Raw genomic sequence first — 23,396 nt, forward strand, 5'->3', positions numbered from 1 at the left:
TCGGCCTCACTGGCATGACCGAATCACCGGCTCCAGGGCCGTCAACAGCGTTGCCACCTGTTCCGGGCTGTGGGCGGCGGAAAAGGTCAGCCGCAAGCGGGCGGTACCGGGGGGCACCGTTGGCGGCCGAATGGCAACGGCCAGACAGTCGGCGGCTTCCAGCGCCCGCATCGCCGCCAGTGCGGCCTCCTCTCGCCCGAGGATCACCGGCACCACCTGCGTGGTCGACTGGGCGCAGTTCCCGCCCCAGCCGGTGATGGTCTGGCGGACCAGTTCGGCATGGCCTGCAACCCGCTCCCGCTCGGCATCAAGGGAGGGCAACAGGTCCAGCGCGGCATCCATCGCCCCCAGCACCGACGGCGGCGGAGCGGTGGTGTAGATCAGGCCGGGGCAGCGGTTGACCAGATAGGTACACAGGGTTTCCGACCCGGCAACATAGGCCCCAAAGCCGCCAAGGGCCTTGCCAAAGGTGCCCATGATCAGGTCGATCCGTCCCCGCACCGCCGGATCGGCGCTGAGGCCGCGGCCTTGCGGGCCGAGCACCCCGGTGGCGTGGGCTTCGTCGACGTACACAAAGGCCTCGTGGCTGTCGGCAATGTCGCACAGGCGGGCGAGATCGGCACGGTCGCCGTCCATCGAATAAACGCTCTCGACCAGAATGAACAGGGTCGAGTCCGGCGAGGTCCGCCGGGCCTTGCCCAGCATGTCATCAAGGTGGTCCAGATCGTTGTGCCGGAACCGCTTGGGCATGATCCCGGCCGACTTCAGGCCTTCGTACATGCTGGCGTGAATCAGCCGGTCCACAAACACTTGCGGGTCCGGTCCGGCGACATCCTCGGCCAGCAGGGTGGCGAGAATGGTCTGGTTGGCCTGAAAGCCCGCGTTCAGCACCAGGGCTGCGGGCTTGCCCTTCAGCTCGGCCACCTTGCGTTCCACCTGCTGGTGGGCGGTCAGCGAGCCACACACCAGCCGCGAGGCGGTGGCACCGGCGCCATACTCGCTGGCCCAGGCGTGCGCGCGGGCAATCAGGGCCGGATGCAGCGCCAGCCCGAGGTAGTCATTGGACGAGAAATTGTGCAACCGCCGTCCCGCCCGTTCGATCAGGCCGGGGCCGGGGATGCTGCTGGCGCGGAGATCACGCTGGAGACCACGGGCCGTCAGGGTCCGTAGCCGGTCTGCCATCTGCTGCTCAAAGCGTGGTCCTGCCATGGGCGCTACTCGATGTCCTTGTGGGCGGGCAAGGTTGGTTGGTTCTGCATATCATAGGCCATGGCCAACATCAGCAACTGACTGCCAATCAGGATCGGCAGCGCCGCCAGCATGACGGTCCCGGCCGGGGTCGCCACCCCTTGCGCTGCCGACTCGTGCCAGGCGCTGATCCCGAACAGCATGCCGGTCAGGGTCAACGGCAGTCCCAGCATCAGGGCCAGCGAGGCGACCTGAAAATCGCGCAGGAAGTAGTTGTAGAAGATGCGCTTGGCCAGATTGACCGTGTGGCGGGCCAGAAAGCGCGGGATCACCTTGCCGATCTTCAGCCCGGAGACCTCGTCGGCATAAACGGCATCCATCGGGATGTCGCGCACCACCGCCCGCAGGGTGTTCAGGCGGAACAGCATGTCGGATTCAAAGAAATAGTCCTGCGCCACCTTGTCCAGCGGCATGTGCCGCAGCAAGGCACCGTGGATGGCGGTATAGCCGTTGGTCGGGTCGAAAACCTGCCAGTAGCCGCTGGAAAACTTGGTCAGGAACGACAGGACCGCATTGCCGAACAGACGAATCGGCGGCATGCCGCGCAACGAGCTGAGGCGGTAAAAGCGGTTGCCCTTGGTGTAATCGGCGCGGCCTTCGAGAATCGGGCGAATAAAGCGCGGGATCAGGGTCGGGTCCATCTGGCCGTCGCCATCGAGCTTGACCACCACCGTTGCGCCATCGCTGGCCGCATGGGTGTACCCGGTGATCACCGCCCCGCCGACGCCCTTGTTGACCGGGTGACGGACCACCACCACCCGCGGATCGTCACAGTCCTTTTCGACGCGATCGCCGGTCTTTTCCGGGCAGCAGTCATCAATCACATAGATGCGATGGACTTCGGGACCAATACCCTTGATGACGCGGAAAACGGCATCTCCGACGCGATAGCAGGGAATCACCACCGCCACAATGGCGGCATCATGGGCGGTCACCAGAGCCAGGGCATCAGTCGCCGGAGCCGGAGCGGTCATGCAAATCACCGTGAAAGAACAAACAGGCCACCCAGAATCAGGGCAACACCCAGACCATAGCGTAAAGTCAGCGGTTCGTGAAAGACCAGCCACGCAACGACCGGAACAATCACAAAACCAAGCGCCGAGAACGGGTAAGCCAGCGACAGCGGCACCCGTTGCAGGATGAAAATCCACAACAGGGTTGCGGTGCCATAAAGGGTCAGGGCAATCCACAGCCACGGCGACAGCGCCAGCCCGACAAAGCCTTGCAAGGATGACAGGCTGGGGCTGGACTGGGCGGCGAATTTGAACATGAACTGCCCGGCAGCCAGCAACAGCGCAAAACCGGACAGCATCACCAGATTGACTGGTGTCAGGGCGGAGCCTGCCATGGATGATCAGCCTTTTTTGTTGAACAGACGGCACACGGTGCGGGACAGGCACTGTCCCCATGCGAGCAGTAACGGTGCGGCGGCAATCGCCATGCAGGGGATGACCAGCAGGTTATAGCGGGGAATGCTGACCGAGACAAAGGCTTGCAGGCCCAGCAGAACAATTGCCGGAGCACAAAAGGCCAGCCACAGCCCCTGTTGCCGACGAACCGCACCCACCAGCGATGGCAGCCAGAACGCTGCCCCGATCAGGCCAAAGTATTTGCTGACCCACAGGCCGCGCAGGGCGAGACTGATGGTCACGGCCAGATGGGTGGGCAGGTCGGTAAACACCTTTTCGCGCAGCACCCAGCCCTGCAAGGCATCCTTGCTGCCCGCCTGCGCCAGCATCTCGCGCATCCATGCGCCGTTGCCCAGCACATAGTAGGCATCGGGAGAGTACCAGTCGAGCCGGGCCAAAAGATCAGCCGGAAAGAACAGACGGGCCAGGCTGTCGCCGAAATCCGGCAGCCAGAACAGCAAGGATGCCAGCCATTCCCGCGCGCTCATCGCATTATAGGCAACGCGCTGGGCCAGAATGTACCCCCCATACGGGCCGGTGATGGCGGTCAGGCCGAACAGCTGGTGGTTTCGCCACAGCCACGGGGCAATTACCACTCCATAGCCGATGACCAACGCAGCACCGGCCAGCAGCACCGGCAGCAGCGGTTGCCGACGGACCAGTCGCCACAGGGCAACTCCCCCCAAAGCCAGTACCACCAGATACAGAACATAGCTGAAGGTCGGTCGGGTCAGGGCAGCCCCCCCAAACGCCGCCCCCGCGACCAGCCACCACAGCAGGACGCGTTTGCAGGATGCGGGTGCTCCGAGGGCACGGCAGCCCTCGACCAGCAACAGCGAAACCAGCGTTCCCAACGGCAGGGTCAGGCCTTCGGTCAGATATTGCTGACCATACTCGCCATAGGCCCCCGAGACAGCGGCAAGGACAAAGGCCACCCCTGCCGCCGGGCGGGACAGGCCAAGGCGGCGGGCGCCCAGCCAGACCAGCGCCAATCCCAAGGCCATGAACAGCCGCAGGATGGTTAGTGAATGCCCCCAGCCTTTCGGGGTTACAGTGGCCTCGGGGGGCACTCCGTCGCAGGCAACCGCGAGGGCCGCTTGATCCGTCGCGGCATAAAAACGATGCAGGAAACAATCGACATGCTGATCAAAGACCGCGTCTGTCCGCATCATGCCCGCCAGCAACGCCGGATACAGCGGAGCCACCATCGACCCCGACGGCGGCGTTGATGTCGGCGGCGTTCCCGGATCGGCAAAAACCTGATGATGGGCCAGATGGTAGGCGATGTTCAGGTACCCCACGGCATCGGCAGCAGGCTCGGGCGGTGGCTTGCGGCCAAAAGCAGGCAACCAGACCACCAGCAGAGCGGCCAGCAGGACGCAGCATGCGGTGACGAGTGACGATGAACGGGATGAAACAGGCATACCGGACGAGGCCCCTTGAACAGCGCGGGACGATGCTGCCGCAGGTGGAAACGGACAGCATGCTCCGCGCTTTTGTTTTGCCGCATCGTGTCAGCGAAAACCAGTGCTCACCTTTCGCCTGATGCTCTTGAGGGCCGTGTGTAGCCGTCTTGGCAGGCTTCAGCAACGTCTTGTGTGCTGTCCAGAGTGCGCAAACACCAAAACAGGCGGCCCGTCCCTCAGGACTGGCCGCCTGTCTCCCCGTCTTGCCGGCTCGCACACGGCGTTGCCGGATCAGTTGCCGGGATGGTCAATCTGGCTTTTGTACCGCGCCCGCATCTCTGTTACGGCCCAGTGATAAATGGGCCAGTTGGCCCCCAGCCGAAATGCCATCCCCCGGAACGGGCGGGCAAAGCGGTATGGAATCCTGAGCAGGGAAAACATCCAGTTGACACGATTGACAATTTTTTCGGCCAGCAGGCTGCCTTTTTCACTGATCAGCAAGGACAACCGGGCACGCAACCCCATGCGGCTGTTCATTGACCGGGCATATTCCTTATAGCTTCCCGCCTGTTTTTGTCCGTTTTCCAGACGGTCTTTCAGCTCAAAAATGCGTGCAATCGTATTGGAAATAGCTTTTTTGTCGGTGGCGAAGTCGCCGCGCCGGATGCCATGATCCTCGATGATCCGCCTCGGGATTGGCCGGTTGTAGTTCCCCGGAATCCACCAAGTCTTCATCTCGGCAGACGAACTGATCCGGTTGATTTTAGGTTGCAGATGGGCACCGATGAACGGCATCGGCAGCAGGACAATGCCGACCCGCAGGGCAAATTCCACCAGCGAGCCCCCGCTGGCATCACCGCGCTTGTAATCGGTTGCATTGGTGATGTTCGGCGTCCAGACCTTGTCGCCATGGTGACCAATCAACAGCAACCGTCCGGACAGCAAATGTTCGGCCCCGGCAATGGCGATATCTTCGCCGGTCGGATTGGCTGCGATGAATTCGGCCTCATAGGCATGTCCGCTGGTCAGATAATCATTCTGATCTATCTTGTAATGGGTCAGACCCAGCGTTTCAGCAATGGCTTTGCCGGAATCATCCATATCGCCCTGGGATTTCGTTGCATTCACCACCGAGATGGCTTCGTTGCAGCCTTGTGAGTGGGCAACAATGGTACAGCAGGCCGAATCATACCCGGAAGACAGCGTCGAAATGACCTTCAGCGGCTTTTTCCGACGCGGGTCTGCGGCATTGGCCGACAATGCGGCCACGGCGTCCAGAACGTGCCTTTTATAACCTGCAAAGTCGTCAAAGTCGTCCGGCAGGACGCGGTCCTGATGGCGGATGACCAGATCCCGCGTGACCCGGATCGATTTCCCGTACAACAGGCTCATGGAACCATTCCGGGTTGGCATTTTCTTTTTGCAGTGATCCATGCCGGTGCGGACGCTGTAAAGGTCACGGGCATACAGGGGGTATTGCTCGTCCAGCTCATCGTCGGCCAGCGCCAGGGCGAAGGCCAGTGAATTCGAGACAATCAGGCGGCTCCCCTGAGAGATGATATGGAGCCGGGAGAGGCTGTGAAAAGAGGAACTGTACACAACCTCTTCGCCAGAGATGCTGATGGCGCTCCCCAGCAGATAGCCATCCGTCAGGACCGGCGTCTCGAACGCCCCCGGCCAGACGGCATCGCCCCCCCATGCCGGATGTGTTTCGACCGCAGCGCCGTGCAGCACCTCGACAATATCGGAGCCTCTAGACTGAATGGATGCCCATGCAAATAGGGGTAAAGAGCTGTTTTCATTATATTTAAATGTAAGCGGCATCAGTGAAGCTCCAGTCCGCATAAATAAGGAAATGTACGAGACAATCCGTTTTTTCAAAAAGAGAGTCAGCGTATTGCAAGTCCGGCAAGGCCTTTGTCAAGGTGACGACATGAAGCGATGACAGATCAGGTCATAGGGAAACGGAGGTGCAATGCATTTTTATTCCGATTCATTTCAGACCATAGAGCCTATGCTTTCCACCCGCATGGATCAACACAGATACACGATCGGCAATGCCCGGTAAATGTCATGCGGCAGGCATCCGGACGCAAACCCCGGCCAGCGCGTATCCCGCAGGTTCGACGGAATGTCATTTCCCGGCGCGAATCGCGGCCATGTCACGCAGCCAGGCCACCGTTTCCCCCGCCCGCGCACTGCCACCAAAGGCATAACAGGCCTCCAGCACGGCCAGTGGTGCACGGGTTCCGCTCAGCACCACCATCCCCGATGGCGTGCCCCACAGGGTGGTGGCGGTCAGGCCATGCTGACAGGCAAAGGCTGCGACTGGCTCCATCAGGCCAAAGGCCAGCACGTCATGGCACAGGATTACGCTGCCCGGATGCAGGAACGGTGCCAGCGCCGCCAGATCCTGTGCCACCTGTGCGCAGGTATGATGTCCGTCGATCAGTGCCAGGTCGAGCGGCACCCCCGCCAGTGGGCCATCCCCCGTCATCACCGGTGCCACCGCCTGAGGCGATGCCCCCTGTACCACGGTCAACGGCAAGCCTTCTTCCTGCGCGATGGCATTACAGCGGGGAATCCATTGCGCGGTAAACGGCTCGGCCCCGATTTCAATCGCCACCACCTGCGCCTGCGGGCACAGCAAGGCGAGGGCAAAGCTGCTCCAGCCAAAGGAATTTCCGATCACCAGCACCCCTTGCGGCATCCAGTGCGGCACCGGCATCACCGCCCGCCGCCGTGGAGCTCCCAGCGCACATTCCAGGAAATACAATTCCTTCAAGGCAATGCCCAGATGCTCGGTCAACTGGGTGTCCCCCTGAAACAGCCAGGTAAATTCACTCAGCGAGTCGTTGGTGTGCTCGCGGTCCAGCCCGCTGGCGGCATGGTACCCCCGGCGTTCGTACAGCAGGACCAAATCCATCAAAACCGACATTCTGTCTCTCCTTGTTGCGTGCATTCCCGGCCCACGCCTGCCCGATCAGGACAGTGCCCCAGCCGTCTTACGGGGGCAAGAGTTCGAGATGGGCAGGCTGATCCAGATCGATCATCGGACCATTTTCCGGGCGGACCCATCCACGGACCCGCACCATTCTTCCGTTCAGTGCCTCCAGTCCTCCGTCCCGGCGGCGCAGGGCTTTGGCCGCGGCCGGGGATACTTTCACGGTGAAGTCGGTGCGCCAGTCATCGCCGAAGTTCAGATACCCGCCCGAAGACGTTTCCTGTGCCCGGCGGATGATGCCTTCCACCAGTACCATCGTCTGCCGGGAGGCTGTCACCTGTGCCGGGTCCAGCACCTGCGGTGAACGCCACAGGCCGCGTTCCTGCTCGCGGGCCAGATCCTCGCGGGCCAGCAATGCTGTGACCTCACCCGCAGGCCGGTCAGCCCCCGCATAGACCATCACCAGCCCGGCAGACAGCAAATGGTCGCGTGCGCTCAGACCCGTCGGGTCAACAACGTCGCCGGATATCCGCCCATAGCGATCGCGCCCTGCCCAATCAGAAGATGGAACGACCTGTATATCTTTTCCATCCAGAAAGATTTTCAGGGTCGCAATCACCCGTTCATCCATCCCTGCGTCACCGATCAGGACAGAGGGCATAACCACGTCCGCCAGACAGACCGTATCCCCTGATTTCAGCATGATCTCGCCGGTGGACCGAAGCTCCTGTACCCGTTGCCCTGCCAAGGTATCCACTGTCATTCCAACAACCAGAAGTAATGTTAACAGCGCCCCGTGCAGCAGGCGATTCTCCCCCCTGAACAACCGGATAGCCCCCCTCATCAGCCCCTACCCATAAGGAGTAAGAGACTGCATTTTACGGCCTCTACCAGCCTTTTTTATACCACCATAGGCAAAAAGACGCATTGTAACCTTGCCAGCCTGCCAGATGCCTGTAATTCTCTTGTCAGATCATGCTTTTCAAGGTCAACCCAATGCAAAAGAGGTGGCTGTGCTAACGGGAGAGGTCTCAGAAGGAGCCTTGTGCGGAAAGGTTCTGCTTGCCGATGACCATGCAGTGTTCCGCGAAGGATTGCGTCTGTTGATGGAGGCGCGCGGATTTGCTGCACAGGTTCTCGAAGCCGGTACGGCGGCAGAGGCAGGCGAGGTGGTCACCACCACGCCCGATCTGGCGCTGGCGGTGCTTGACCTGTTCATGCCTGGTATGGAAGGCCTGACCTTCCTCAAGGATCTGCGCCAGAAGAACCCGACGCTGCCGATCGTCCTGCTGACCGCCTCGGAAAAGCGCCACGACCTGCGGGCAGCGATCGATGCCGGTGCAACGGGCTATATTCCCAAGTCGTTCAGCATCAGCGACATCCTGTCGGCCCTGAGCAGCATCCTCGACGGCGAAGCCTTCTTCCCCGACGAAGCGATGGAAGCCGAAGAAGAGCTGCCCGATGGTGTGCGGGACGTGTCGCTCAGCCCGCGCCAAAAGGAAGTCCTGGGCCTGATTTCGCGCGGCCACAGCAACAAGGAAATCGCCCGTATCCTTGATACCGCCTTGCCGACGGTGAAGAATCACGTCGCCAACATTTTTGAGAAGCTCGGCACATCCAACCGCGTGGCAGCGGTCCGTCTGGGGCGCAAAATGGGGTTGATTGCCGATGAGTGACGCCCCGTCAGGCGGCTCTCCCGCTTCGGCGGCGATGTTTTTGACGGAAACCGGCTATCCCGACAGCCCGACGCTGGCCAGTGGCCTGCTGGATGTCGGGGATGGTCATCACCTGTACTGGGAAGTCGCCGGGAACCCATCCGGCATTCCCGTCGTGTTTCTGCATGGGGGGCCCGGTGCAGGCTTCAGCACCGTGCATCGACGGTTTTTCGACCCGGCCCGCTACCGGATCATCCTGTTCGATCAGCGCGGCAGCGGACGATCCCGTCCCTATGCCAGTATCGCCCACAACACCACCGCCCATCTGGTCGCCGATCTGGAAATCCTGCGCTGTCACCTTGGCGTTGACCACTGGCTGCTGTTCGGTGGCTCGTGGGGGTCAACACTGGCGCTGGCCTATGGGCAGGCGCACCCCGAACGGGTGCTGGGCTTTGTCCTGCGCGGCGTCTTTTTGTGTCAGCAGCACGAAATAGACTGGTTCCTGACCGGCATGGGCAAGTTCCATCCGGAATCGTATCAACAGTTCCTTGCCGCCTTGCCGCCCGTCGAACGCGGTGACCTGTTGACCGCCTATTACCATCGCCTGAGTCATCAAGACCCGCGCATCCATGGCCCGGCAGCCTATGCCTGGGCCAGCCACGAAGATGCCTGTGCCCGCCTGCACAGCCAGCCGCACGCAGGCCCGCCCCCCGCTGCCTTTGACGGGCAACGCGGGCCCTTGCCCTTTCTGGCCATCGCCCGTCTGGAAGCCCATTACATGGTCCACCGGGGCTTCATGGCTGAAGGTGCCTTGCTGGCCGGATTGGGCCGGATCAACCATTTGCCCTGCATCATCCTGCAGGGTCGCCATGATCTGGTCTGCCCGCCGGAAACGGCGTGGGCCGTCCATCAGGGCTGGCCGGGCAGCACCCTGACCATCATCCCCGACGCCGGACACTCGGCGCTGGAGCCTGGCATCCGTCGGGGCTTGCTGCACGCCACCGCCACCATGGCCGAGCGCATCCAGCCGGGTCACGGGATGACCCCGTAACCCGGTAGCCCGCCACGATGGACCTTACGGCAGCTTGCAGGTGCGAATGCCAAACGGCAGGTACGCCGGGCACCAGCCGATCAGGCCGGTGAACAGGGGAACCACCCCGATATAGCCCCACGGGCTGAAAATCCCGAACACCGCAAGGGCAATCAGCACAAGGCCAACGATGATGCGCAGAATGCGGTCCAGGCCGCCGACGTTCTTGTTCATGGAATGCCTCCGTCATGCAAGAGTGAATGGCGCAAGTATCTGCCGCATTCTCCGGCCCGTCTGTGACTACATCACAGAAAAATCATATTCACAGTGAACCACCACCTCAGGGAGCCATAGTCTGATGTCTGCCGTACTGCCATCACTGCTGGACCAGCCACCAACACAAGGCCTGATTCTTGCCTGGGATCTTGATGGTCATGGCGGTGGCACGCCTCTGGACTGGGATGGCGTCAGCCGCTGGGCTCCGCCCGCCGAAGCGCACGGAGCCCAGACCGGGCAATGGGTCCATCTGGACCGTAAACAGCAGGACGTGCGTCGCTGGCTGAAAGGCAAACGCAGCGAAGGCGGTGCCGGGGTTCCCCCGCTGGCCGCCCGCGCCCTGCTGGCCGAAGCCACCCGCCCGCGCTGTCAGGTTTATGGTCACGGCGTGCTGATTGTCCTGCGTGGGGTCAACCTGAACCCCGGCAGTGCTCCCGAAGACATGATCAGCGTCCGCATGTGGGTTGAACCGGGGCGGGTGATTTCCGTTCGGCAGCGCCGCCTGCGCGCCCTGAACGATCTGTCGCAAGCCCTGACCGACGGCCATGGGCCACACCATATCGCCGGAATCGTCGATGCCCTGGCCAGCAGTCTGGCCGGACGGATGGAAGTCCTGCTGGAAGAGATCGAAAACGACCTTGATGGTGCCGAAGATTCGCTCGATGGTCCCGAGGTCCGCATCGACGAGCGGCTGGCGCGCGAGACAGTGCAAAAGATCCGCCCGATGGTGATTGCCCTGCGCCGCCACATGCTGCCCCAGCGTGAAGCGTTGTCGCACATGCTGACCCTCAATCACCCGGCACTCCATGGCATGGACCACGAAGCCCTGCGTGAAACCGTCGAACAGGTGGTGCGGTACGTGGAATCGCTGGAGTCCTCGCGGGAACGGGCGCTGGTGCTGAAAGACGAGCTCAGCAGCCGCCAGAATGACCGCCTGAACCAGCGTATCTATATTTTGACGCTGGCCACCGGGGTATTCCTGCCGCTGTCCTTTTTGACCGGCCTGCTGGGGATCAATGTCGGTGGCGTGCCTCTGGCCGACAGCTCGCTGGGCTTTACCGTCGTTTGCGCCCTGATGATGTGCCTTGCCGCCGCCGAGCTGTGGCTGTTCCGCAAGATGCGGTGGTTCTAGAGCATTTTCAAGCTGACCGTCGACGGTCAACGGCTCGGAAAATGCGGCGCTAAAAGGGAAGAGCGTTTTCGCTCGGTGCAAAAACGCTCTAAAGCATTGTGCGAAAAGTGGGAACCGGTTTTCGTAAAATCACTGCGACAGATCACAGGACATGACAGTTGGCGGGATCAGTGCGGGCTACCGCCCGAACCCGTTTGGTGGCGATGCCCCCAAGCCCCCATTCTTCTTTAAAAATAAGGTCAATGGGGTCCGGGGCCTAACGGCCCCGGCGAGGTCCGGAACAGCGCTCCATGATCCTGTTTTCTGGCCGCCCTGTCCTGTGGCGTCTATTGAACGCCTACGGCCCGAGACGGCAGGGCAGGGGTTTTTACGGCAGGGTTCGGAACATCATGCGCCGCTTGGGAGTCCGGCGACGGTAGGCGAAACACAGCATCAGCCCGAATGCCATGGTCATGCTCCACGCGGGTAAATGCATGACATCGCGCATCCATGGCAGGCTGGCATCGCCGAGGGCCGGATGACCGGACAGCAGGGTCCAGACCTCCCCGACCGCCAAACTGTCATAAGTTCCTGTCCCAACAGCCATGACGCCTTCGCCAGACGCCATCACCACAGACAGAACCAGTACCGTCATACCTAACAGTCGACCGAGCATTGTGTCTCCCCTGCCGTATAGCGACCGGATACCGCAAGGGGGATTGGCACCAAAAGGCGAACAATGTCAATGTTCTTTTACCTGATGGCGAGTAAAGGGCCGTCCCCAGCGAACCATAGCTATTATGGACTAAGAGAGTAACGCCGGAGAGGATCAAAAATCAACATTGATCGTTACATTTCACCCGTTATAAGGGCGCGTAAAAAAAATCCATGAGACGCAATTCTTTGGTTGCGTTCCCTTTTGAATTTCGATAGATATCCGTCTCCACGACGGACGGCGGTTTACCGGCGACGTCGTTCTGGTGAGGTGGCCGAGTGGTTGAAGGCGCACGCCTGGAAAGTGTGTATACTCGAAAGGGTATCGTGGGTTCGAATCCCACCCTCACCGCCACTGTAACAGCCCGCCCTAAAGGCGGGCTGTTGCTTTATGGGGATTTTGATGGGCCGCAAAGGACGCAGTTCTGCCGTCAAGGGCTTCCCAGAGGGCCCTGAGGCCAGTGACCGGCACAGCCGGATTCGGCGAGCGGTCCGAGCCCTTGCCCCCGGTATTCCCTCCTTTGAATATTCAGAAGTGGTTGATCATGCTGTCGGGTCCCCCGGCCTGCGCCATGCGGCACCGGAAACGGCGGCGTGGTTGTCACTGGTTGCGGTGGTGCGCCATGTGCACACCGACTATGATAGCCTGCTGGACAGCGGCTATGCGCACGAAGCGGCCCGTTTTTTTGTCCTTGCGGCCATCAATGCGACCCTGAAGACATGGGGCTGCCGCCGTCAGGTGTCTGCGAGCGAAGCCAGCGATCCCTGACCGGTCTTCAGCTCTTTTCCGGCCAGTCGTCGATCACCCGCACCAGCGCCGAGTGGTCAAGCCCGCCGTCTCCCTGGGCAATCAATTGATCGTACAAATCCCGGCAGAGGGTGGTGGCGGGCAGGGTCAAGTCGAGCTGTTCAGCCAGATCCAGTGCCTGCTGTAAATCCTTGCGCTGGGTGACCGAGCGGCCACCGGGGGCAAAGTTGCCCTCGGCCATCCGCTGACCATGCAGGTCCAGAATGCGCGAGGCGGCAAAGCCCCCCATCAGGGCGTGGCGCAGGCGGGCCGGTTCGACGCCAGCCCGGCGGGCCAGTGCCATCGCCTCGGACACCGCCCCGATGGTCAGCCCGACAATCACCTGATTGGCCGCCTTTGCCACTTGCCCGGCAGCCACCGCCCCGACATGGGTGATGTGACGGCCAAGGCTTTGCAAAACCGGCAGGGCACGGGCAAAGCTGTCATCGCTTCCCCCGGCCATGATGGTCAGGGTGCCGTCGGTGGCACCGACCACGCCGCCGGAAACAGGGGCATCCAGCCAGCATCCGCCAGCCTCGTTGACCGCTGCCGCAAACTGATGGGTGGCGCTGACGGCGGTGGTGCCCATGTCGATGATCAGCGGCGAGGCGGTCGCACGCCTGAGCCCGGCCAGAATCCCCCGCTCCGGCTCATGCAGGACCGAGGCAACCGCCGGGGTGTCAACCAGCATCAGGATGGTGATGCTGCTGCGGCGGACCACCTCGGCGGCAGAGGTCATCGGGATCAGGCCTTCGTTGGCCGCTGCCTGCAGGGTTTCCCCGGATCGGGTCCAGACCGCAACGCTTGCTCCGCAGGCGTGCAGGCGGCGTGCCATGGGGAAGCCCATCAGGCCCAACCCGATCAGGCCAACAGAGGTTCCGGCAAGCGGGGCATAGGCAGGCATATGGGGGGCCTCTGGTTACAGGGTCACGAAGCGGGCACGAACTCCGCGCTCGATTGCGGCGGCATGCAGGCGGTCGATCCCAAGGCGGTGGCGCAGGATTTCCAGCAGGCGCAGTTCTTCCTGTTGCAGGGCATGGTCTGCAGCAGCCACTTCACAGGCGACCAGATAGGCGGTTTCGGTCAGTTTTTCCGGCAGGCCATTGACGATCTGCTCCAAAGCCTGCTCCAACCCGTCTTCGTCGGCCATCAGCTGCGCGCAGGCGGCGGCGTCGGCATCGAGGTGATCAACCTTGTAATCCCGGAACACCGGCAGGCTGTGGACCAGCGCGTCGATGGTGCGGAGTTCCGTATTGTTCAGGTCGCCGTCACAGGCTGCAATCATCACCATGGTATGGATCAGGGCAGCATGGTGTGCGGTGGTCATGGCGAAGTCCTCCTGAGGATCTTGTTTTTATACCGGGGATGCCGTGCAAAGCGCGGTGCCCGTTGTGTTACCCTGCTGCTCAGCGAGCCGAGGCGCGGGCGAATTCCCAGTACAGCGCGCGGGCGCGGGCGGCAAAGGGGCCGGGGTCAAGGGTGCGGTCTTCCAGCCGGGTGCAGGGGCCAACCTTGGCATAGTTTCCGGTGGCAAACACTTCGTCGGCCTCCATCAGCTCGGCAAAGGAAATGGCGCGCTCGATCACCTCGACACCATCATCACGCAACAGGCCGATGATGCGCTGACGGGTCAGGCCATTGAGGAAGGTGCCATTGGGGGCTGGGGTGTGGACCTGCCCATCCTTGGCGTAAAACAGGTTGTTGTAGGCAAACTCGGCGATATTGCCGTTCGGGTCGCGCACCACGGCGGTATCAAAGCCCTTGCCCTGTGCCTCGGCAACACAGCGGGCGACGTTGGGATACAGACACGATGCCTTGGCCATCGTTGGCGCCATGTCGAGTGCCGGACGGCGGAAGCTGGACAGACAGGCCGAAAAGCCGGTGGGCTCGGGCATCGGCGAGACATTCAGCGCCAGCGCAAAGCAGGTCGAGGCCGGGTCCGGGACGATAAAGCCGCCACCGCCCCAGAACAGTGGCTTGATGTACAGGGCAACGTCGGACGGGAAGCGCATGATGCCTTCCCATGCCAGTTCGGCGATTTCCTGACCGGTGATCATCGGTTGCAGCCCCAGCAGCCGGGCCGAGCGCACCGCCCGCTCGCAGTGAGGGATCAGGTCCGGGGCGGTGCCTTCGAAATAGCGGGCACCATCGAAAATGGTCGATCCCAGCCATACGCCGTGGGTCAGCGGACCCAGCAAGGGCGGATTGCCTTCATGCCAGCGCCCATCGGCATAGACCAGACTGGTCAGGGATGAGGCGGGGGGAGCAGAGTGAGCCATCGGACAGCGGGCCTCCTGTGATGCTGAGAGTCTGGCTGCGTCGCTGCCTGAACCGCTACCGGCGGGAGGGCAGCCGTGAACGGGGGACGGCCAGAACCATCAGGATACGCAGGGAAGGGCCCGTTTGTCCAACGACGGCAAGGGTGTGCTGCTGGTTATTGTGAACTGCCCTGTCGGCTTTGCAGGTGTTTTTGCAGTTGGGGGAGCAGCTTTTTGTAATTGTAATGGCCATAGATCCAGCTGGCGACGGCCGTCAGGTCGTCATAGGTCAGGTCCGGGCCATACTCACTGATCGGCGGCATCACGCCGTGGCGGGCAATGACATCACCGGGCAGCAGCGAGCGTTCCAGACCGGGCAGGCGCAGATAGCTGACCACATGGCCGACAAACTCGGCTTCGTCGTTGTTCTGCCGCATGCGGATGGCGGTGCTGAGCCAGTCCATCGGCGGGGCGGCCAGCGCGCTGTCGCCGTCCGGCCCGGCCGCAGCCAGATCCAGGCTTTCCAGATGGCAGCTCTGGCAGATGATGCGAAAGGTCTTTTCGCCCGGCATGCCATCCGGCCCGGACTCGGCCCGGACTGCGGTGCTGCCCAGCGTCGCAAGGGCAAGAAAAAGCAGGGCCACAGGGAGCCGGTGCAGCAGGGAATGGGGGCTGGTCATCGCAACGGCCTCTTCGCTTGGGGTTATCGGCTTGCCAACTGTAACAGGGCAGGTTTTTCCAAAAGGTGTATGCGTCCACGCGCCAGGGCAACCCAGCCGCGTCGCTCAAAATCTTTCAACTGGCGCGAAATGACTTCGCGGGCGCTGCCCAGATCGGTGGCCAGCTCCTGATGAGTGGCTTGCAGCATGTCCTGCTCGGCCCGCTGAAGCAGCAGGTGGGCCAGACGGCTGTCGATGCGCCCAAAGGCCACCTCCTCGATCAGCATCAACAAATCGCTGATCCGGCTGGCATAGGCGGAAAACACAAAGGTCCGAAAGGCTTGTGAGGACGCCAGCAGGCTCTGAAAGATCGCGGGCGGCAGGATGTAACCCTGCACCGGCGTCTCGGTGATGCCTTCGGCGCCATAGGCGGTCTCGGCCAGCAGGCAGTTGGTGGTCAGCACGCAGGTCTGCCCGGCTTCGACCCGGTACAGCACGATCTCGCGGCCGGTCTCGGCCACTTTCTGCACCCGGATGCACCCGCCTGTCAGCAGGGTAAAGGCCTGACAGGGCGCACCATCGGCAAAGACCACCGTTCCGGCCGGCAGGGCAACCGGACGCGCTGCGCCAGCCAGCATCGTCCGGGCCGGGGCATCGAGCGCCATCAAGGCGGGAAAGGTCGTCAGCAGTTCCGGGATCATGACGTACCGCAGGACAGGATGAGGGCAACAGACCACAAAAATATAGGCTCCCAAAGCGGGAGCCTATAGTCGACAACAGACGAATTTCCTCCTACGAGGGAGGAGTTCTGTTTAGCGCACGTAGACATGGACCTCGTTGGTACCAACAGAGGCGCTGGTGGTCGATGACATGCGGATCTGACCGGGGGCCAGCCCCATGTCGGACAGCGACCGCACCACCTGTTCCGCCGAACGGCGGGCGGCGCTGGCGTTCAGCGCCTGCTGACCAGCCGAGGCGCCATCGGTCGGCGAGACGGCCACCACGTCGAACTGGGCATCCGGGCGACGTTCGATGGCGCGCGAAACGGCCTGATACAGCGGCTGTTCATAGGCGACATTGCTGCGGTCGAAACGGATCACCACCAGCGGACGGCGATTGCCGATCTGGGCCGGGCTGTTGTCGGCCGGGGCCATGGCAGCGCTGCGCATCAGGGCCTGATTGGCCAGCGAGGCACCATACATCTGGCCGTTCTTGATTCCGAGGGCGAGGGTATTGAGGTTGCTGCGCTCGTTCGAGACATAGGACTGCTGGCGCGAAATGTCCTGTGACAGTTCGGACAGCAGGCGTTCAATCAGCACTGTGGTCTGGTTGGTTTCGTCTTCCAGAATCCGCAGCTGACGATGGTCTTCTTCGACCGCACCGGACAGGCCATAGGCGGCGCGCACGCTGTCGAGCAGGTAGGCGGCCATCGCACTGTCGCTGGCCACCTGGGTGGCGAGCTGGTTCATGCCGGCGATGTCCTGATTGAGCTTGTCGAGCTGACCCTGCGCCATGCTCCACTTCTGGTTCAGGACCGGGTTGCCGGGGGTGGTGCCAACCTGCAGGCGGGCATTCACGGTCGCAATCGTTTCGTGATACCGCTGGCTGTCCTGCACCGTTTCGTTGCGAATCGATTGCAGGATCTGATTGCGCTGACGCACGGTGTCTTGCAACTGACGCAGCTCGCCACGGAAGCCCTGCACCTTCTGGCCGACAAAGGTGCCGGTCGAGCTGCCGGGGGTGACGGAACCCGGCACAAAATTGGTGCTTCCCATCGAGGGCGGGCCATTCAGGCTGGCGTCGGGGCTGGCTTCGACCGCGGATGATCCCGTGCCAGTGGCAGCGGGTTGGCCTTGTTGCGTCCCTTCGGGACCGCCGAGCGACGGGAAGAGGGCATCAGAAGCGAAAGAACATCCCGCAAGAGCGAATGCCGCGCCAAGAACGAGGATTCGCGATTTGGACAGCGCCATCGAACTACCTTTGGTTATTGCCGACGCCCGGCCGGGATCGGGTATGTTTGGCAAGGACTTGGCGGGATCTTGAAGTTCCCCCCCCGCTCCAGGTTCCCGGCGAGTTTACTGAAAGCGTTTACTCGGGACAAGTCGCATTTACAAGCACTCTTCCGCCGGATAAGGGCTTTGTGGCGCAGAAACGGGCACGGGTGGGACAGTTCTGCCACAGCGCGGGCCGTTCCGGAGAGCCGTCCCGGCCCGAAAGGTCGGGATGCAACGACAAGAGGCAGGCTTTCTGCCTGGTACGGAACCTGCGGGATGGTGTCACGTCCTCAGGCGCGGCGCAACAGCAGTCGTCCGGTAAAGGCCGACAGAAAAATCACCACACAGGAAACCACGATTGAAGGTCCTGCCGGGCTGTCCCACTGCAAGGAACTACCGACCCCGATCAGCACCGATAGCGCGCCGATCAGCGCCGCCGACAGGGCCATGGACTCCGGGGTGCGCGCCCACTGGCGGGCGGCGGCGGCGGGGATGATCAGCAGGGCGGTGGTCAGCACCACACCGACCACCTTGATGGCGGCAGCCACGGTCAGGGCCATCATCAGCATGAAGGCACCTTCGGCCAGACTGACCGGCATGCCTTCGGCCCGCGCCAGTTCGCTGTTGACCGTGGCGGCCAGCAACACCCGCCACAGGGCCAGCAGGCAGACTACCACTGCCACGGCTCCCCCCCAGATCCACCACAGTTCGCTGTCGGCCACGGCCAGAATGTCACCGAACAGCCAGCCGTGCAGATCAATGCGCACCGTTCCCAGAAAGCCAAGCACGATCAGGCCGCTGGCCAGAGCGCCGTGGGAAAAGATGCCGAGCAGGGTATCCGGGGCCACCAGCCGTTGCCGCATCAGGACGGCAAGAAAGGCCGCAAGGGCGATACCGACAGCGGCCACGCTGCCGATCAGGTCCAGACCCAGCCACAGACCGAGCGCAATGCCGAGCAGGGCCGAATGGGCCATGGCATCGCCAAAATACGACATCCGCCGCCAGACAATCAGGCAGCCCAGCGGACCAGCGGCACAGGCAACGCCGATGCCGGCAACACCGGCACGAATCACAAAATCCTGGGACAGCAGCTCAAGCATGTGGAGACCCCGGACGGGCTGAGGGGGCCGTGCAGTCGCAGCCACCAACGGCATCACTGGTTTCTGTCGGGCGGGTGTGGTGGTGATGGTGGGTATAAACCGCCAGATGCCCGGCGGCAGCCCCGCCAAACAGACGCAGATAATCGGGATGACGGGTGACGGTTTCCGGTCGACCAGCGCAACAGATCCGGTGATGCAGGAACACCACCCGGTCGGTGGTGGCGGTGACCACATGCGGATCATGCGAGATCATCACCACCGCGCAGCGGTGACGGTAGCGCACGGTGCCGATCAGGTCATACAGTTCGATCTGCCCGGCATAGTCAACGCCCTGCGTCGGTTCATCCAGAAACAGTACCTGCGGCTCGCGCAGGATGGCGCGGGCGAGCAGAACACGCTGCATTTCACCGCCTGACAAGCCATGGACCTGCGCCCGCAGCAGGTGCGGAACCTGCACTTCGGTCAGGGCGGCCTGAACTGCCGCCGGGCTGTGGCGATGAGTCAGGGTCAGCAGGCGCTCGACGGTCAGCGGCAGGACCGGATCAAGGTGCAGTTTTTGCGGTAGATAGCCGATTTTCAGGCCACTCTGGCGCTGGATGTCGCCTCGGGTCGGACGTTCCAGCCCCATCAAGGCCCGCAGCAGGGTGCTTTTCCCGGCACCATTGGGGCCGACGATGGTGATGATTTCGCCATCATGGACAGCCAGATCAACGCCATCGAGAATCGTCCGTCGGCCCTTGGTGATGCTCAGGCCGCGGGCTTCGATCAGCGGGGTGACGGTGTGTTCGGGGGACAGGGGCAGCGGCAGGTCAGGAAACGGGGCGTTCATCATGGTTCCGACTGTCCGCAGGCACAGGCGCTGTCGTGCCCGGCGCAAGGGGCGCTATGGGCCGGGCGACAGGCCGGACACAAGCCTTCGACCTCGACCACCGGGGCCTGAACCTCAAACCCCAGCACCGCCGCTGCCGCCGAAATTTCCTGTCCGATGCGCGCGCTGCGCACTTCGGCCACCGTGTGGCAGGACCGACAGATGAAAAACTGCGCGCCGTGCTGGCGGCCCGGATGGGCGCTGCCGATAAAGGCGTTCAGGCTGGTCAGCTTGTGGGCCAGACCGTGGGTGATCAGGAAATCCAGCGCGCGATAGACCACCGGTGGGGCGGCGGGTTTGCTGTGCGGACTGTCGATGGCGCTTTGAGCATTCAGCCGGTGCAGAATGTCATAGGCGCTGATCGGGCGATGATCATCCCACAGGATGTCGAGCACCTTGCGCCGGATATCGGTCAGGCGGGCACCGTGCTGGCGGCACTGTTCTTCGGCTTTGTCCAGGGCATCGCGGCGGCACTGGGCATGATCGTGCCCGACCGGCAGAAAGGCAGGGGAGGCTCCGCCTGTATCGGCAGAAGGACTCCGAAAAGGATGCGGAACAGGGAACAGGGCGCGCATCGGCATCACATCATCCGGTGACAGCAAGGTCTTGAGTTGTTATGTTATAACATCTATGTCTTTGTGCCTCCATATGTAGACCTGTTTGACCAATCCGTCAAAGTCTCTCCTCTTGCCAGCAGGAATTTCCATGCCGTTCGTCCGTTCTGCCTGTGCTGTTCTGGCCGTGTTGTCTGTTGTCGCTGGCCTGTCGGTGGCCCGACCGGCGGTGGCGGCTCCGGCGGTGGTGGCCTCGATTGCACCGGTCCAGTCCCTGGCCGCCGCCCTGATGGATGGCGTGGGAGAGGTGCGGCAACTGGTCCCGACGGGAACATCGCCGCATACTTACGCCATGAAGCCATCGGATACGGTCGCCCTCGCCGAAGCGGACGTGATTTTCTGGGTCGGTCCGGGGCTGGAAAGTTTTCTGCCGCGCGTTCTGGGCAGCGTGCCGCGCCATGCAATCATCGTCGAACTGGCAGAGGTTCCGGGTGTCGAGCATCTGCCGTTGCGACAGGGCGGGCCGTGGGGAGAGCATCACCATGACGACGAGGCTCAGGGCAAAGCCGACGAGTCTCATGATCATCATGACCATAATGCAGCCGAGGGCCATGACGAAGAGCATGGCGAAGACCAGCACCTGTGGATGAACCCGGCCAATGCCCGTGCATGGGTGGCGGCAATGGCCGATGCACTGGCCAAGGCTGACCCGGAGCACGCCGCCGCCTATCAGCAGCGGGCCCAGCGTCTGGACCAGTCGCTCCAGGCTTTGGACGAGGAATTGCGCGAGACCCTGATCCCGGTTCAACGCCTGCCGTTTCTAGTGTTCCATGATGCCTATCAGCATATGGAAAAACGCTATGGCCTGACCGCTGTCGGGGCGTTGACCATTGATCCGGGCCAGCCGATGGGGGCCCGGCGACTGGCCGAGTTGCGTACACACATCAAGGAAACAGGTGTGCGCTGCATTTTCGCCGAACCGCAGTTTTCCGACCGCTTGCCGAAGGTGGTGGCGGAAAATTCCCCGGCGACCATCGCGGTGCTTGATCCGCTGGGGCAGGCGTTCCCGGCTGGACCCCAGCAGTATCCGCAAACCCTGCGGGAGGCCGCCCGCAGCCTGCGCGACTGCCTGCTGGCACCGCATTGATATTGCACGTCGCTATTTTTGCGACAGCACGGCCTGACAGGCTTTTGGCAGCGTCGGAGCCGGTGGCGGCGGTTCGACCGGTATCCGCAGGGTTGGCGTGACCGGTGGCTCGAACCACGCCTGCAACTCGGCGCCACAGCCGCTGCCTGACGGGGGCGGGTCCTGATCAACGCAGTCCCGGTTTCCCGGCGGGCAGGACAGGCGCAGATGGATATGTTCATCATGCCCCTTCCATGGTCGGACTTTTCGCAGCCAGGCCGGAGCCGAGGCCTCGCCGTGCGGAGCAAAGGTCTGGCACAGGGTGGCCTTGATCGCCGGATTGGCGAAAATCCGCACCACGGCGGGCTGCTGGGCGGCGATGCGGACCAGATCGCTCTGGGCCGGTCCCCACAAAGTCGGGTCGGCCTGCCGGGCACCGACCGGAACCATGGAAACGGCCTGTGGCTCGGCCCGGTCGGATGCACTGAGCGGGCCGGTCTGCATCTTCAGCCACAGATCGACATCCAGACCGGTCTGATGGCTGGCGTGACCAAAATTCATCCGCCCGCCGCGTGGCTGGCTCATGTCACCGATCAGGATTGACCCGTGGCCCTGCTTTGCCATCTGTTCGGCCACCGCGGTGATGGTTTTCAGCAGCACCGGCTGGCCATAAAAGCGATTTCGCTGGGGGCGCAGGACGTGATAGCCGACGCCATCCAGCGGCAAGGCCACCCCACCGGCCAGACAGCCGAGATTCGGGCGACCGATGGAGCGCGGTGCCTCTTTGGTCGGTGTTTTGATATCAGACCATCCGGCCGCACTGGCCTGCGAGAGAGCCATCACAGTCATCGGCAGGGCCAGAAGCAGGGAAACAGGTCGATTCATGCGGCAGGTCTCGATCATCAGGCTTGACGCGTGGCGGCAGTCGCGCTTCGCTACAGGACAGGTTTCTGGCTGCTCCCCCCCAGAGCTCTCACCCGCACCCGGATGGCATCCGGTGTGCGCGACGCATCACCCTTGGCAGGAGCAGACCATGCCCAAATACGTTTACACCATTTCAACCGAAAACGAACTGTCGGAACAGGATCTGGAATCCTTGTCCTTCATGTGGCGGGACGGCATTGATGAATGGGCCAAAAAGGGCCTGAAGCCAGCCAAAAAGCTGGAAATCGAAAGCTGGCAGGCTGCCCCGGAGCACGGCGCGAGCGAGTGAACGGGCCATCCCGGAATGGCAAACGGCCAGAGTTCCCTCTGGCCGTTGTGCTGTGCCGACCGATCCTCAAATCGGGCCGTTATACTCGTCGGAGCTGACCGGGTCGGACAGACGGCCACGGGCCAGAACCTTGCGTTGTTCGACCGAGGCGGTGAGGGTTGGCTTGTCTTCGGCATCGGTGCCCCGGGTCACATGCAGATCGACCGCCCCCAGATCCTTGCCGGAATAGGTCAGCCGCAAGCTGGTGCTGCCGTCACTGCTGTTGCTGGAGCTTTCCAGTCGCAACACCGCGCCCTGTGACCCGCTGAGTGTCAGGACCGAGGTGTTGCCGGTGCGGGTGGTGCGGCTGCCTGCGCTGGAGGCATTGCTGTTCAGGGTCGGGTCTTTCAGTTGGGCGATCAGGCCCAGCACCTGATCGCGCACCGACACGGCGCCTTCGGTGGTGACATCCTTCATCACCGTATCCAGTGCGGCGGCAAAGGCCTGACCATTGGCTCCACCCTTGGCAAGCGCGGTGACGACCTTTTTCTGTACTGCGGCGTCAGGGGCCGTGCTTTCAGGGCTGTCGCCGGTGCCGGTGGGCGTCGTCGTGGGAGTGGTGGTGGTCGGCGTGGTGGCGCTGAGCCCCAGAGCGGCGCGGGCCTGTGCCGACAGGCCCAGAACCGAGGCCATCCCGTAGACATCGTTGCTGGTGCTGCCCGAACTGTTGCTGCTGTCCCCGGCCAGGGATGCCAGCTGGTTGCCAGAGGAGCCGGTGCCGGTTTTGTCCAGCAACGGGTTGCTGTCCTCGGACTCGCTGTCATCCATGTAGTTCAACAGGGACAGGTATGGCACTTGCGATGAAATGCTGGAAATGGCCATCTTTGACGCACCTTTTGTTTCACCCACCGTTCTGGGGGTGCAGAAGACCTGAGCAGGGCAGACACCGGACATGCAAGGCATGTTCCATGATGAAAGGGAAGGCCATCAGGCCGGAAACCGGGCTGGAACAGGCGGGCCGGGCAGATCTGTCCCGGCACATTCTGCCGGGTGAACGGGCGGATG

At 62.6% G+C, this 23,396-nt stretch carries 26 protein-coding genes and 1 tRNA gene; 7 read left to right on the forward strand and 20 right to left on the reverse strand.

All coding sequences use genetic code 11. The features are described from left to right. Window positions 1-6: 6 nt before the first annotated feature. From BW995_RS06985 to BW995_RS07015, 7 genes are all read right to left on the reverse strand, one after another. Window positions 7-1,209, reverse strand: coding sequence for an aminotransferase class I/II-fold pyridoxal phosphate-dependent enzyme (locus BW995_RS06985; RefSeq protein WP_139332798.1), 1,203 nt, complete (start codon window positions 1,207-1,209; stop codon window positions 7-9). 5 nt (window positions 1,210-1,214) lie between these two features. After that, window positions 1,215-2,222: a glycosyltransferase family 2 protein gene (locus tag BW995_RS06990; RefSeq protein WP_084194644.1), complete on the reverse strand. Its 1,008-nt coding sequence runs from the start codon at window positions 2,220-2,222 to the stop codon at window positions 1,215-1,217. A gap of 5 nt (window positions 2,223-2,227) precedes the next feature. Beyond that, window positions 2,228-2,596, reverse strand: coding sequence for a DMT family transporter (locus BW995_RS06995; protein WP_076399439.1), 369 nt, complete (start codon window positions 2,594-2,596; stop codon window positions 2,228-2,230). Between the two features lie 6 nt (window positions 2,597-2,602). Beyond that, on the reverse strand, window positions 2,603-4,081 hold the full coding sequence (locus BW995_RS07000) for a DUF2339 domain-containing protein (RefSeq protein WP_076399440.1): 1,479 nt from the start codon (window positions 4,079-4,081) through the stop codon (window positions 2,603-2,605). A 273-nt stretch (window positions 4,082-4,354) separates the two neighbouring features. Further along, window positions 4,355-5,797, reverse strand: coding sequence for a hypothetical protein (locus BW995_RS07005; RefSeq protein ID WP_076399441.1), 1,443 nt, complete (start codon window positions 5,795-5,797; stop codon window positions 4,355-4,357). A gap of 400 nt (window positions 5,798-6,197) precedes the next feature. Next, window positions 6,198-7,001 carry a class I SAM-dependent methyltransferase gene (locus tag BW995_RS07010; protein ID WP_076399442.1) on the reverse strand — a complete coding sequence of 268 codons (804 nt, stop codon included), beginning with the start codon at window positions 6,999-7,001 and terminating at the stop codon, window positions 6,198-6,200. A 67-nt stretch (window positions 7,002-7,068) separates the two neighbouring features. Continuing rightward, window positions 7,069-7,770 (reverse strand): thermonuclease family protein, encoded by a 702-nt coding sequence (locus BW995_RS07015; RefSeq protein ID WP_175617007.1) that lies wholly within the window; start codon window positions 7,768-7,770, stop codon window positions 7,069-7,071. Window positions 7,771-8,050: 280 nt separating this feature from the next. Between BW995_RS07015 and BW995_RS07020 the strand changes: the two genes are divergently transcribed. Beyond that, window positions 8,051-8,683: a response regulator transcription factor gene (locus BW995_RS07020; RefSeq protein ID WP_175617008.1), complete on the forward strand. Its 633-nt coding sequence runs from the start codon at window positions 8,051-8,053 to the stop codon at window positions 8,681-8,683. After that, window positions 8,676-9,713, forward strand: coding sequence for a prolyl aminopeptidase (gene pip, locus BW995_RS07025; RefSeq protein ID WP_245821312.1), 1,038 nt, complete (start codon window positions 8,676-8,678; stop codon window positions 9,711-9,713). Before BW995_RS07020 ends, pip begins: the two co-directional genes overlap by 8 nt. 24 nt (window positions 9,714-9,737) lie before the next feature. Here the strand turns inward: pip and BW995_RS07030 are convergent, their stop codons facing one another. Next, a complete protein-coding gene (locus BW995_RS07030) occupies window positions 9,738-9,926 on the reverse strand; it encodes a YgaP family membrane protein (RefSeq protein WP_076399444.1) in 189 nt (62 codons plus the stop codon). A 124-nt stretch (window positions 9,927-10,050) separates the two neighbouring features. Between BW995_RS07030 and BW995_RS07035 the strand changes: the two genes are divergently transcribed. Continuing rightward, complete coding sequence (locus BW995_RS07035) at window positions 10,051-11,100, forward strand: zinc transporter ZntB (protein ID WP_076399445.1); 1,050 nt, start codon at window positions 10,051-10,053, stop codon at window positions 11,098-11,100. A 367-nt stretch (window positions 11,101-11,467) separates the two neighbouring features. On the opposite strand, the gene BW995_RS07040 is transcribed toward BW995_RS07035, so the two are convergent. Beyond that, the gene (locus tag BW995_RS07040; protein ID WP_139332800.1) at window positions 11,468-11,734 is read right to left on the reverse strand and encodes a hypothetical protein; all 267 of its coding nucleotides are present in this window, start codon (window positions 11,732-11,734) and stop codon (window positions 11,468-11,470) included. 324 nt (window positions 11,735-12,058) lie between these two features. Between BW995_RS07040 and BW995_RS07045 the strand changes: the two genes are divergently transcribed. Together BW995_RS07045 and BW995_RS07050 are read left to right on the forward strand one after the other, a co-directional pair. Continuing rightward, window positions 12,059-12,148: transfer RNA gene (locus BW995_RS07045), tRNA-Ser, on the forward strand. A 48-nt stretch (window positions 12,149-12,196) separates the two neighbouring features. Beyond that, window positions 12,197-12,562, forward strand: a complete 366-nt coding sequence (locus tag BW995_RS07050) for a DUF2293 domain-containing protein (RefSeq protein WP_076399655.1) — start codon at window positions 12,197-12,199, stop codon at window positions 12,560-12,562. Window positions 12,563-12,569: 7 nt separating this feature from the next. On the opposite strand, the gene BW995_RS07055 is transcribed toward BW995_RS07050, so the two are convergent. From BW995_RS07055 to BW995_RS07095, 9 genes are all read right to left on the reverse strand, one after another. After that, window positions 12,570-13,484, reverse strand: coding sequence for an NAD(P)-dependent oxidoreductase (locus BW995_RS07055; protein WP_076399447.1), 915 nt, complete (start codon window positions 13,482-13,484; stop codon window positions 12,570-12,572). A 15-nt stretch (window positions 13,485-13,499) separates the two neighbouring features. Beyond that, the gene (locus tag BW995_RS07060; RefSeq protein WP_076399448.1) at window positions 13,500-13,907 is read right to left on the reverse strand and encodes a tellurite resistance TerB family protein; all 408 of its coding nucleotides are present in this window, start codon (window positions 13,905-13,907) and stop codon (window positions 13,500-13,502) included. 79 nt (window positions 13,908-13,986) lie between these two features. Continuing rightward, entirely contained in the window at window positions 13,987-14,859 is an 873-nt protein-coding gene (locus BW995_RS07065) for a branched-chain amino acid aminotransferase (protein ID WP_076399449.1), read from the reverse strand. A 155-nt stretch (window positions 14,860-15,014) separates the two neighbouring features. Further along, on the reverse strand, window positions 15,015-15,518 hold the full coding sequence (locus tag BW995_RS07070) for a hypothetical protein (protein ID WP_076399450.1): 504 nt from the start codon (window positions 15,516-15,518) through the stop codon (window positions 15,015-15,017). Between the two features lie 23 nt (window positions 15,519-15,541). Continuing rightward, on the reverse strand, window positions 15,542-16,198 hold the full coding sequence (locus BW995_RS07075; protein WP_076399451.1) for a Crp/Fnr family transcriptional regulator: 657 nt from the start codon (window positions 16,196-16,198) through the stop codon (window positions 15,542-15,544). Window positions 16,199-16,309: 111 nt separating this feature from the next. Continuing rightward, window positions 16,310-17,272 (reverse strand): hypothetical protein, encoded by a 963-nt coding sequence (locus BW995_RS07080; protein ID WP_322099114.1) that lies wholly within the window; start codon window positions 17,270-17,272, stop codon window positions 16,310-16,312. Between the two features lie 509 nt (window positions 17,273-17,781). Beyond that, the gene (locus BW995_RS07085; RefSeq protein ID WP_076399453.1) at window positions 17,782-18,591 is read right to left on the reverse strand and encodes a metal ABC transporter permease; all 810 of its coding nucleotides are present in this window, start codon (window positions 18,589-18,591) and stop codon (window positions 17,782-17,784) included. Further along, on the reverse strand, window positions 18,584-19,423 hold the full coding sequence (locus BW995_RS07090) for an ATP-binding cassette domain-containing protein (protein ID WP_076399454.1): 840 nt from the start codon (window positions 19,421-19,423) through the stop codon (window positions 18,584-18,586). The genes BW995_RS07085 and BW995_RS07090 overlap by 8 nt, the downstream gene beginning before the upstream one ends. Further along, window positions 19,420-20,040 (reverse strand): Fur family transcriptional regulator, encoded by a 621-nt coding sequence (locus BW995_RS07095; RefSeq protein ID WP_245821314.1) that lies wholly within the window; start codon window positions 20,038-20,040, stop codon window positions 19,420-19,422. The genes BW995_RS07090 and BW995_RS07095 overlap by 4 nt, the downstream gene beginning before the upstream one ends. Window positions 20,041-20,164: 124 nt before the next feature. Between BW995_RS07095 and BW995_RS07100 the strand changes: the two genes are divergently transcribed. Further along, complete coding sequence (locus BW995_RS07100) at window positions 20,165-21,160, forward strand: zinc ABC transporter substrate-binding protein (protein ID WP_076399455.1); 996 nt, start codon at window positions 20,165-20,167, stop codon at window positions 21,158-21,160. A 12-nt stretch (window positions 21,161-21,172) separates the two neighbouring features. On the opposite strand, the gene mepA is transcribed toward BW995_RS07100, so the two are convergent. Next, window positions 21,173-22,024, reverse strand: a complete 852-nt coding sequence (gene mepA / locus BW995_RS07105; protein ID WP_076399657.1) for a penicillin-insensitive murein endopeptidase — start codon at window positions 22,022-22,024, stop codon at window positions 21,173-21,175. A 148-nt stretch (window positions 22,025-22,172) separates the two neighbouring features. On the opposite strand from mepA, the gene BW995_RS07110 reads away from it, so the two are divergent. Continuing rightward, window positions 22,173-22,352 (forward strand): hypothetical protein, encoded by a 180-nt coding sequence (locus tag BW995_RS07110; RefSeq protein WP_076399456.1) that lies wholly within the window; start codon window positions 22,173-22,175, stop codon window positions 22,350-22,352. A gap of 66 nt (window positions 22,353-22,418) precedes the next feature. On the opposite strand, the gene BW995_RS07115 is transcribed toward BW995_RS07110, so the two are convergent. Beyond that, window positions 22,419-23,213: a hypothetical protein gene (locus BW995_RS07115; RefSeq protein WP_076399457.1), complete on the reverse strand. Its 795-nt coding sequence runs from the start codon at window positions 23,211-23,213 to the stop codon at window positions 22,419-22,421. Window positions 23,214-23,396 lie beyond the last annotated feature (183 nt).

This window comes from Insolitispirillum peregrinum (assembly GCF_900156605.1).
Lineage (GTDB): Bacteria > Pseudomonadota > Alphaproteobacteria > Rhodospirillales > Rhodospirillaceae > Insolitispirillum > Insolitispirillum peregrinum.

Coding starts and splice junctions, on each gene's coding strand:
- BW995_RS07000 (WP_076399440.1), bottom strand. CDS start 4,081: ATGCCTGTTTCATCCCGTTCATCGTCACTCGTCACCGCATGCTGCGTC.
- BW995_RS07080 (WP_322099114.1), bottom strand. CDS start 17,272: ATGGGAAGCACCAATTTTGTGCCGGGTTCCGTCACCCCCGGCAGCTCG.
- BW995_RS07090 (WP_076399454.1), bottom strand. CDS start 19,423: ATGATGAACGCCCCGTTTCCTGACCTGCCGCTGCCCCTGTCCCCCGAA.
- BW995_RS07050 (WP_076399655.1), top strand. CDS start 12,197: ATGGGCCGCAAAGGACGCAGTTCTGCCGTCAAGGGCTTCCCAGAGGGC.
- BW995_RS06995 (WP_076399439.1), bottom strand. CDS start 2,596: ATGGCAGGCTCCGCCCTGACACCAGTCAATCTGGTGATGCTGTCCGGT.
- BW995_RS06990 (WP_084194644.1), bottom strand. CDS start 2,222: ATGACCGCTCCGGCTCCGGCGACTGATGCCCTGGCTCTGGTGACCGCC.
- BW995_RS07015 (WP_175617007.1), bottom strand. CDS start 7,770: ATGACAGTGGATACCTTGGCAGGGCAACGGGTACAGGAGCTTCGGTCC.
- BW995_RS07100 (WP_076399455.1), top strand. CDS start 20,165: ATGCCGTTCGTCCGTTCTGCCTGTGCTGTTCTGGCCGTGTTGTCTGTT.
- BW995_RS07010 (WP_076399442.1), bottom strand. CDS start 7,001: ATGTCGGTTTTGATGGATTTGGTCCTGCTGTACGAACGCCGGGGGTAC.
- BW995_RS07035 (WP_076399445.1), top strand. CDS start 10,051: ATGTCTGCCGTACTGCCATCACTGCTGGACCAGCCACCAACACAAGGC.
- BW995_RS07110 (WP_076399456.1), top strand. CDS start 22,173: ATGCCCAAATACGTTTACACCATTTCAACCGAAAACGAACTGTCGGAA.
- pip (WP_245821312.1), top strand. CDS start 8,676: ATGAGTGACGCCCCGTCAGGCGGCTCTCCCGCTTCGGCGGCGATGTTT.
- BW995_RS07115 (WP_076399457.1), bottom strand. CDS start 23,213: ATGGCCATTTCCAGCATTTCATCGCAAGTGCCATACCTGTCCCTGTTG.
- BW995_RS07075 (WP_076399451.1), bottom strand. CDS start 16,198: ATGATCCCGGAACTGCTGACGACCTTTCCCGCCTTGATGGCGCTCGAT.
- BW995_RS07030 (WP_076399444.1), bottom strand. CDS start 9,926: ATGAACAAGAACGTCGGCGGCCTGGACCGCATTCTGCGCATCATCGTT.
- BW995_RS07040 (WP_139332800.1), bottom strand. CDS start 11,734: ATGACGGTACTGGTTCTGTCTGTGGTGATGGCGTCTGGCGAAGGCGTC.
- BW995_RS06985 (WP_139332798.1), bottom strand. CDS start 1,209: ATGGCAGGACCACGCTTTGAGCAGCAGATGGCAGACCGGCTACGGACC.
- BW995_RS07055 (WP_076399447.1), bottom strand. CDS start 13,484: ATGCCTGCCTATGCCCCGCTTGCCGGAACCTCTGTTGGCCTGATCGGG.
- BW995_RS07095 (WP_245821314.1), bottom strand. CDS start 20,040: ATGCCGATGCGCGCCCTGTTCCCTGTTCCGCATCCTTTTCGGAGTCCT.
- BW995_RS07070 (WP_076399450.1), bottom strand. CDS start 15,518: ATGACCAGCCCCCATTCCCTGCTGCACCGGCTCCCTGTGGCCCTGCTT.
- BW995_RS07060 (WP_076399448.1), bottom strand. CDS start 13,907: ATGACCACCGCACACCATGCTGCCCTGATCCATACCATGGTGATGATT.
- BW995_RS07065 (WP_076399449.1), bottom strand. CDS start 14,859: ATGGCTCACTCTGCTCCCCCCGCCTCATCCCTGACCAGTCTGGTCTAT.
- BW995_RS07085 (WP_076399453.1), bottom strand. CDS start 18,591: ATGCTTGAGCTGCTGTCCCAGGATTTTGTGATTCGTGCCGGTGTTGCC.
- mepA (WP_076399657.1), bottom strand. CDS start 22,024: ATGAATCGACCTGTTTCCCTGCTTCTGGCCCTGCCGATGACTGTGATG.